Origin of the sequence: Streptomyces sp. Isolate_45 (genome assembly GCF_024721315.2) — a bacterium.
In the GTDB taxonomy this organism is placed as follows: domain Bacteria; phylum Actinomycetota; class Actinomycetes; order Streptomycetales; family Streptomycetaceae; genus Streptomyces.
The window spans coordinates 26,056-34,335 of the sequence record NZ_JANFAK020000093.1; the positions used below are offsets into that span (position 1 = coordinate 26,056).

An 8,280-nucleotide genomic window follows, 5' to 3' on the forward strand; every position below is an offset into this window, starting at 1 on the left:
CGCCCTCCGGCCATCGGTGGTCCTGGTTCCCGACGGCGGAGGCCGGCACCGACGATCGCCGTCGACGCGCGTCAGGGCCGGCCGTCCTCCCGGGCGTGCAGCAGTTCCAGCAGCTCCGCGGCCAGGGCCTTCACCGTGGCCAGGCCCTCGGTCCCCCACCGGCGCGGCACCAGGTCCACCGCGCAGACCGTTCCGAGCACGATGCCCCGCCGGTCGGTGAGGGGTGCGCCCAGGTAGGACCGCACCCCGCTCCCGTCGACGACGGCGTTGCCCGCGAAGCGCGCGAAGTCCCGTACGTCCTCCAGGACCAGCGCCCTGCGCCGCACCACCACGTGCGGGCACCAGCCGTGGTCGCGGGTGAGCACCCGCGCCGGGTAGCCGCCCGCGGGGACGTCCGGGTCGTGGTGCAGTCCGGCGAAGAACTGCCGTTCCTCCCCGACGAAGTTGACCCCGGCGTGGGGGGCCTCCAGGGTCTGCGCGACGTGCCGGGCGAAGGCGTCGAGCTCCGTGTCGGCCCGTTGTCCCAGGCCCATCTCCAACAGCCGGACGGCCCGCGCCGGCGCCTCCCGGTCCACCGGGGTGAGCAGCAGGTGGCCGGTCGATTCGTAGTACGTCATGGCGGTTCCCCCGGGTCCGGTCATGTGTGGGTGGTGACGGCCTCCGGGGGCGCGTGCGCGGCGGCCCGGTCGGCGGTCCGGGGCGGGGCCGGTGCGGGCTCCCGCCCGCCCGTCCCCGCCGTGGTCAACAGGTGGTGGACCGGCGTGGCCGGCACGGCGGTGGCCGAGCCGGCCAACCGCGCGTCGCACCGGACGACCGGCACCTCCGGGGCGATCCCCAGCGCTTCGCCGAGTTCCCCCACCGTGTGGCGGTGGGCGCCGTCGAACTCGTTGACCGCGACGACGAAGCGGATCCCGCGCTTCTCGAAGAGGTCCACGGCGGGGAAGCGGTCCGCGAGCCGGCGTGTGTCGGCGATCACGACCGTGCCGAGGGCTCCCGCGCACAGTTCCTCCCACAGGAACCAGAACCGCTGCTGTCCGGGCGTGCCGAAGGGGTGGAGGACGTGGCGGTCGTCCAGGGTGATCCGTCCGAAGTCGAGGGCGACCGTCGTCGACGTCTTCCCCACCGGTCCCGCCGGTCCCGCCGGCGGATCGGCCGCCTCCCCGAGTCCGCTCAGCAGCTCCTCGGTGCGCAGGGGTTCGATCTCGCTGACCGCGCCCACGAAGGTGGTCCTGCCCGCCCCGAACCCGCCCGCGATCAGGATCTTCAAGGTCGCGGGGCGGGGCCGGTCCCCGGTGTCACAGTCGTCTGCGCAAGCCATCGAGCACCGCCCTCAGCAAGGTCTGGTCGTCGGCCGCGAACGAGGGGTCCGCACCCGGGAAGCGGGGCGCCCTCGTGCTGACGGCCCCGTGTTCCATCAGGTCCGACAGCAGCACCTTCACCACCACGGCCGGGAGCCCCAGTTGCCCGGCCACCTCGGCGACCGTCACGGCCGCCGCGTCCGCGCAGATCCGCAGCGCGAGGGCGTGTTCGGGCCCGAGCGGGGCCCTCGGCCGCACCCCCGTCGCGGCGACCAGGGACAGCAGGTCGAGCGCCACGGCCGGCCGGGTGCGGCCTCCGCTCGCCGTGTACGGGCGGGTCACCCGGCCCGCGGAATCGTCCAGCCAAGGTGCGTCCTGCTGCGTCCCGGCCCCGTGCGCCCCCCTCGCGCAGGCCCTCATCGCTCCGTCTCGGCGACGGGCCGGCGCGGCGGGGCGGACAGGTACGGTCGTACGCTCTTGACCAGCATCGCCATCTCGTAGCCGAGTACGCCGGCGTCGGCCTCGCGGTCCGCGAGGACGGCGAGGCAGGTGCCGGAGCCGGCGGCCGAGACGAAGATCAGCGCCGTGTCGAGCTCGACCACCACCTGCCGGACCTCCGCGCCCTGCGCGAAATGGGATCCGGCGCTGCGGCCCAACGAGTACAGGCCGGAGGCCAACGCGGCCATGTGGTCGGCGCTGTCGGCGTCGAGGCCGTGCACGCAGGTGGCCAGCCCGTCCGCGGTGAGCAGTACCGCGCTGCGCGTGTACGGGACCCGCTGCACCAGGCCGCCGAGCAGCCAGTCGAGGTCCGACAGGTTGCTCGTCCTCGTCGCCGCTTCGCCGACCATGGGGGTGCGCTCCTTGCTGAGGGTGGGGGTTCCGGGCGGGGCGTGGCTCATGCCTGCCGCTCCGCGGGCTCCGACTGTGCGAGGCCGAAGCCCCGTTGGAAGGCGGCCATCAGGCCCGGGTCGTGCAGGGGCTGCTGCGTGCGCGCCTCCGGCCGGGGGGCGGGGGCTTCGCGCAGTTCCGGTACCAGGTGCTGCTGGGCGCGGCGCCGGGGCAGGGACGGCCGGTCGGTGTCCGCGCGGGCGGCGGGTACGGGCGCGGCGGGTACGGGCGGCGCGGCCTCGGGCGCCGCGCCGGGGAACGGCGCCCCGGGCGTCGGTGCCGGGGTCCCGACGAGATGGTCGGAACGGTCCTGGACGTGCTGTCCGTGCCCCGGCCCCGCCCCGGGCACCCGCTGCGCCGGCGTCCGGGGGCGCTCGCCGGCGTCGGACCCGCGTTCCGTCCGCCAGGCGCCCGGCGCGGTGACCCGTACGGGCTCCAACGGCGGGACGCCCCCCGCGCCGGTGCCCCACGAGGTGGCCCGTGATCCGGCCGCGAGGTCGGCGGCGCTCGGCGCCTCCGCGCCCAGCAGGCCCTGGGGCAGCACGAGCACGGCGAGCACCCCGCCGTAGATGTTGGACTTGAGCTCCACGGCGATGCCGTGCCGCCGGGCCAGCGCCGAGACCACGAACAGGCCGATCCGTCCGTCGGCCAGCAGGTGCCGGACGCTGACCTGGTCGGGGTCGCCCAGCAGGGCGTTCATCCGGTGCTGCTCCTCGGCGGGCATCCCCAGTCCGCGGTCCTCGACCTCGACCGCGATGCCGGAGGTGACCCGCTCGGCCCGGACGACCACGTCGGTGTCGGGGGCGGAGAACACCGTGGCGTTCTCGACGAGTTCGGCCAGCAGGTGCACCACGTCGGCGACGGCGTGGCCGCGGACGGTGCCGCCCGCCGGGGGCACCACCTTGACCCGGGTGTACTGCTCGACCTCCGCGACGGAGGAGCGCAGCACCTCGCTCAGGTCGATCGGCCGGGTCCACTGCCGCCGGGAGGCGGCCCCGCCGAGTACGGCGAGGTTCTCGGCGTGCCGGCGGATCCGGGTGGCGAGGTGGTCGACGTGGAAGAGCTCCCTCAGCAGGTCCGGGTCCTCGACGGTGTCCTCCAGGCCGTCGAGCAGGGAGATCTCGCGGTGCACGAGCGACTGGAGCCGGCGCGCGAGGTTGACGAAGACCTCGACCTTGCGGTCGCTGTCGGTCGGCGCGGCCGGCGTGGCGAGCCGTACGAGGGTGGTCCGGGCCTGTTCCCGGGCGCCGCGCAGCTCCTGGGCCAGCAGCCAGAACTCGTCGACGCCGGCCGGATCCGGCGCGGCCGGCGGCCCGCTCGGGCTTCCGCGTACGGGACGGGGCGGGGTCTCGCCGCGTTCGAGGCGTTCGGCGTCCGTACGCAGCTCCTGGCGGCCGCGCACACTGGACCGCCGCAGCGCCTCGCAGCGGTCCCGTACGCCCTTGGCGGCGCGCTGGGCCCCGAGCAGCGCGGCGGCCAGGGCTCCGACGACTAGCAGGGCGCAGCCCGCGAGCACCGGCCACAGCCGGGCGTCCCGGTCACCGGCGCCACCGCCGAGCTGGAGCGTGAAGAGCACCGCCGCGGCGCCGCTGAGCGCGGCGGCGAGGGTGGGCAGCACGGCGGCGCGGATCAGCTGGGGGCGTGTCTGCCGGCGGGGGCCGGCAGCGTGTCTCGACGGGGAGTGGCGGGCGGCGCGGAGTCCGGACATCGGCGTCCTCGGTACGTGGGGCCCGGCCCCCAGTCGGTTCCCGGGGCCCGGTGTTGATCACCGGATACCCACGCTAGACCGCACGCTCCCACCCCGGACGCCGAGTTGGGGAACTTCGCCCGGGTGCTTCCCGCTCCCGATGGAGCGCTCGTACGACAGCCCGAATGCGCCGGGAGCGCGTACGCCCATATCCTGGGGGGCGCGCACCGCGGGCCCCGCCGGCCCCGTACGCCCCCTGCCCGGCGGCTCGGCTCAGTCCGGGGCCTGCCCGGGGGTGTCGGCGAACGGGCTCGTGTCGAGGTGTGCCAGCAGGTGCGCGGGGTCGCGGAAGACGGCGCGGGCGCCCGCCTCCTCCAGATCGGCGCGCGGGATGCCGCCGCACAGCAGGCCCACACAGGTGACGCCGGCCCGCGCACCGGCCTCCATGTCCCAGACGGTGTCCCCGACGAACACGGAGTCCCGGGCGGATGCCTCGGCGAGGGCGAGGGCGTGCCGCACCGGCTCGGGTGCGGGTTTGCCCTCGCTCACGTCGTCGGAACTCGCCGTCGCGGTGATGGCGTCGTCGGCGGCCACGGCCCGCCTGAGCGCGTCCAGTTCGGCGTCCTTCGCCGAGGTCACCAGCACGACCCGCCAGCCCCGGCGGTCGAGCTCGCGCAGCAGCCGCGCGGCGGAGTCCAGGGCGGGGAGCCGGTCGAAGTAGGTCGCGTAGAGGGTGGCGTGGGCGGCGCTGAGCGCCTCGTCGTCCTTCGGGTCGCGGCCCTCGCCCAGCAGGTGCGCGAGCAGATCCTCACCCGGCAGGCCGACCGCCCGGTGGATGTCGTGCGTCGGCACGTCGTGTCCCGCCTGCCGCAGGGCCTCCCACCAGCAGATGACGTGCAGGTGGTTGGTGTCGGCGAGGGTTCCGTCGACATCGAACAGGGCGGCCCGGTTCATGCGCACCTCCTGGGGTCCCGTCGGGGCCGGACGTGAGGTGCGCCTACCCGCGGTCCCCCTCCGCACTCCTCGGGCCCCGGGCCCTCGGGGGCTTCGGCGGCACCCGGACGGGCCGGGGCGGCCGGGAACGGCAGCCCGCCCCGGGGCTTCCGGTCGTCCTCGCACTCGGGCCGCCCCGCCCGGGAGCGGTCCGTCACTTCGCCGCGACCAGGTCGGTCAGGCCCGCCGGCCGGTCACGCCTCCCCCACCAGATCGAGCCCCGCGTCGGGTTCGACCGCCTTGTCGCCGCCGGTCCTGTCGGGCTCGTCCCGGTAGTTCACCCACCTCTCCCATGCGAATCCGGGGGCCGCGATGGGCCGCCACCACGGGTCGCCGGGGATCTTGCCCGCGGGCTCGAACGGTTCGCCCGGCTTGGGCATGGCCACGGCCTGGCCGACGCTGCGGGCGGCGATCATGGTGCGCTCGGCCGGGTCGGACCACGGGTGCGGGGCGAGGTTGAAGGTGCCCCAGTGGATCGGCAGGAGCACGCCGTGCGCCGTGCCGCCCTGGAGGTCGAGCTGGGCACGGATGCCCTCGTCGGGGGTCATGTGGATGTCGGGCCACGGGCCGGGGTCCGGGGTGCGGTCCTCGTGGTTCTTCGGCCAGTACTCCGAGTAGGCGCCGATCTGGATCATCGTCGCGTCGAAGGGGCCGTGAGCGGCGCCGATGTCCTTGAAGCCGGGGAAGTAGCCCGTGTCCCCGCTGTGGAACACCCGGTGCTCCTCGCCCGCGACGACCCAGGATGCCCAGAGGGTGAACTGCTGATTGCGCAGGCCGCGGCCACAGAAGTGTTGTGCCGGGGTGGCCGTGAGGGTGAGGCCGGCGACCTCGGTGGCCTCGTTCCAGTCCAGCTCGCGCAGCCGTCCGGCCGGGACGCCCCAGCGTTCCAGGTGCGCGCCGACGCCCAGCGGGACGGCGAAGACGGTGTTCGTGCCCGCCAGCGCCTTGATCGTCGGCAGGTCGAGGTGGTCGTAGTGGTCGTGGGAGATCACGACGACGTCGACCTCGCCCAAGGAGGCCAGCGGCACCGGCACCGGGTGCAGGCGCTTGGGCCCGGCGAAGGGGTAGGGAGAGCAACGCTCTCCCCAGACGGGGTCGAAGAGGACCCGGCGCCCGTCGATCTCCACGAGCACGCTGGAATGGCCCATCCACGTCACCCGCAGGCCACTGACCGGCGGTTTCGCCAGGTCGGCCAGGGTGGTCGGATGGACCGGGATCGGCGCGGCGGGGCTGCGGCGGACCCGCTGCTCCTTGTGGAAGTAGACCCGGGCGAACTCGGCCATCGACCCGGAGGGCCTGGTCCTGCCCTTCACCGGGTTCTGGAAGACGCCGTCCGCGAAGTTCGGCGAGCGTCGGATCCGCTCCAGCCGCGCGCCGGAGGGGTCCGCCCCGAAGGCTTCGGAGCGCAGGGCGCGCAGCCTGGGACGCAGGGGAAGGGAGCCGGTCAAGGCGCCTCCTCAAGAGGGTGCGGTTCGAGGTGGCACGCTAGTACATGCACGACCATCCCAACGCGTACCGGCCCGCGAGGATTCCGCCCGGCGGGAACCCGCCGGGCGGAACCGGGGCGCGTCCTGCTCCCGGGGCGCCCTACAGGGGCAGCAGGTCGGGGCGCTTGGCGGCGACGTGGTCGCCGGAGGACTCGCCCCGCAGCCGGCGTCCGATCCACGGCACGAGGTGCTCGCGGGCCCACTGGATGTTGTCGCGGGTCACGTCCACCGACCCGCGCGGCGGCGTCGGCGGCCACGGCTGGTCGGGGTCCGCCGGGATCCCGTAGCCCAGCACCTGCGCGGCGCGGAGCGCGACGCGGGTGTGGCCCTCGGGCGAGAGGTGCAGCCGGTCGCCGTCCCAGGCCCGCCGGTCCTGCACCGAGCGCAGCGACCAGAGGTCGAGCACCGGGCAGTCGTACCGGTCGGCGATGGAGCGGACGTGCGCGCTGTACGTGGCGACCTTGCCCCGGAGGTGCCTCAGGACCGGTACGCCCCGCGTGTCGAAGCCGGTGGTGATCATGACGAGGCCCACGGCCCCCGTGAGGTCGGCCACGGCCCGCTCGAAGCGTTCCGCCACGTCGTCCGGGTCGCTGCCGGGCCGGATGATGTCGTTCCCGCCCGCGCAGAAGGTCACCAGGTCCGGTGCGAGGGCCCGGGCCCTCGGAACCTGTTCGGCCACGATCTGGTCGAGGAGCTTCCCCCGCACGGCCAGATTCGCGTACCGGAAGTCATGTTCGTCGCGCTGATCGGCGAGGAGCACGGCGAGGCGGTCCGCCCAGCCGAGATAGGAATCCCCGGGTCCCGGGTCTCCCACGCCTTCGGTGAAGCTGTCCCCGATCGCCGCGTACGAGCCGATGGTCTTGAGTGTCGTCGTCGTCGCTGCCACGGGAACACATCCTTCACCGTCGCAACCAACCTACGCCAACGTAATGAGGGGTTGACGGACCGTGATCTGTACCACGCGGGGGATAAGGAATAAGTACACGTGAGGCCGGGACCCCCCTCGGGTCCCGGCCTCACGCGTGTCCGTGTCCGACGGCGGGTGCCGTCAGAGGCTGGCGCCCTTGGAGCGGAGGTAGGCCAGCGGGTCGATGTCCGAGCCGTAGGACGGGCCCGTGCGGATCTCGAAGTGGAGGTGCGGGCCGGTCACGTTCCCGGTGGCGCCGGAGAGGCCCACGCGCTGGCCGCCGGTGACGCTCTGGCCGGCCGCGACGGACAGCGAGGAGAGGTGCGCGTACTGGGAGTACTTGCCGTCGGCGTGCTTGATGACGACCTCGTTGCCGTACGAGCCGCCCCATCCGGCGGAGACCACGGTGCCCGCACCGACGGCCTTGACGGTGGTTCCGGTGCTCGCCATGAAGTCGACGCCGGTGTGGTAACCGGAGGACCACATGCTGCCGCCCATGCGGTAGGCGGTGGAGACGCCACCGGCGACCGGGGCCACGAAGCCGCCGGCCTTCGAGGGGCTCGACGGGGTGGAGGGCACGGCCTGGCCGGACCCGGCGGGCTTCTGGGCGGGGGCGGCCTTCTTGGGCACCGCAGTCGGGGCGGAGGAACGCTCGCCGGACGCCGCAGGCCGGCTGGAGGACCGCTCGGAGCGGTCGGAGCGGGCGCCGGAGTCCGACTCGGAGGCGGAGTCCGGGGTGGAAGCGGTGGGCGCCGGCTGCTTCTTGGCGGGGGCCGGCTCGGCGGCTGCCGAGCCCGGGGCGCCGAGGGTCAGCCGCAGACCCGGGTGGATGAGGGAGGGGTCGCTCCCGACGGCGTCGCGGTTGTCGGCGTAGAGCCGCTCCCAGCCGCCGGTGAGGTTTCGCTCGGCGGCGATCTTGGAGAGGTAGTCGCCGGCCACGACCGTGTAGACGGAGGCGGGCGCGGTGGGCGTCGCGGTGGGCGTGACGGCGGCGGCCCGGGGCGCAGCCGGGGCCTGCGG

9 protein-coding genes are annotated in these 8,280 nt (G+C 74.8%); all 9 read right to left on the reverse strand.

The window, feature by feature from the left end; genetic code table 11:
- Nucleotides 1-71: 71 nt before the first annotated feature.
- Complete coding sequence (locus NOD94_RS26485; RefSeq protein ID WP_281208621.1) at nt 72-617, reverse strand: GAF domain-containing protein; 546 nt, start codon at nt 615-617, stop codon at nt 72-74.
- 20 nt (nt 618-637) lie between these two features.
- Nucleotides 638-1,318: an ATP/GTP-binding protein gene (locus NOD94_RS26490; protein ID WP_281208622.1), complete on the reverse strand. Its 681-nt coding sequence runs from the start codon at nt 1,316-1,318 to the stop codon at nt 638-640.
- The gene (locus NOD94_RS26495) at nt 1,296-1,718 is read right to left on the reverse strand and encodes a DUF742 domain-containing protein (RefSeq protein WP_281208623.1); all 423 of its coding nucleotides are present in this window, start codon (nt 1,716-1,718) and stop codon (nt 1,296-1,298) included. Before NOD94_RS26495 ends, NOD94_RS26490 begins: the two co-directional genes overlap by 23 nt.
- Nucleotides 1,715-2,146: a roadblock/LC7 domain-containing protein gene (locus NOD94_RS26500; RefSeq protein ID WP_281208631.1), complete on the reverse strand. Its 432-nt coding sequence runs from the start codon at nt 2,144-2,146 to the stop codon at nt 1,715-1,717. Before NOD94_RS26500 ends, NOD94_RS26495 begins: the two co-directional genes overlap by 4 nt.
- Nucleotides 2,147-2,193: 47 nt before the next feature.
- Complete coding sequence (locus NOD94_RS26505; RefSeq protein ID WP_281208624.1) at nt 2,194-3,894, reverse strand: ATP-binding protein; 1,701 nt, start codon at nt 3,892-3,894, stop codon at nt 2,194-2,196.
- Between the two features lie 252 nt (nt 3,895-4,146).
- The gene (locus NOD94_RS26510; RefSeq protein ID WP_281208625.1) at nt 4,147-4,827 is read right to left on the reverse strand and encodes an HAD family hydrolase; all 681 of its coding nucleotides are present in this window, start codon (nt 4,825-4,827) and stop codon (nt 4,147-4,149) included.
- 233 nt (nt 4,828-5,060) lie between these two features.
- Entirely contained in the window at nt 5,061-6,314 is a 1,254-nt protein-coding gene (locus NOD94_RS26515; RefSeq protein ID WP_281208626.1) for an MBL fold metallo-hydrolase, read from the reverse strand.
- A gap of 139 nt (nt 6,315-6,453) precedes the next feature.
- Complete coding sequence (locus NOD94_RS26520; protein ID WP_281208627.1) at nt 6,454-7,239, reverse strand: SGNH/GDSL hydrolase family protein; 786 nt, start codon at nt 7,237-7,239, stop codon at nt 6,454-6,456.
- A 162-nt stretch (nt 7,240-7,401) separates the two neighbouring features.
- On the reverse strand, nt 7,402-8,280 hold an 879-nt coding region (locus tag NOD94_RS26525), incomplete at its 5' end, for a M23 family metallopeptidase (protein WP_281208628.1).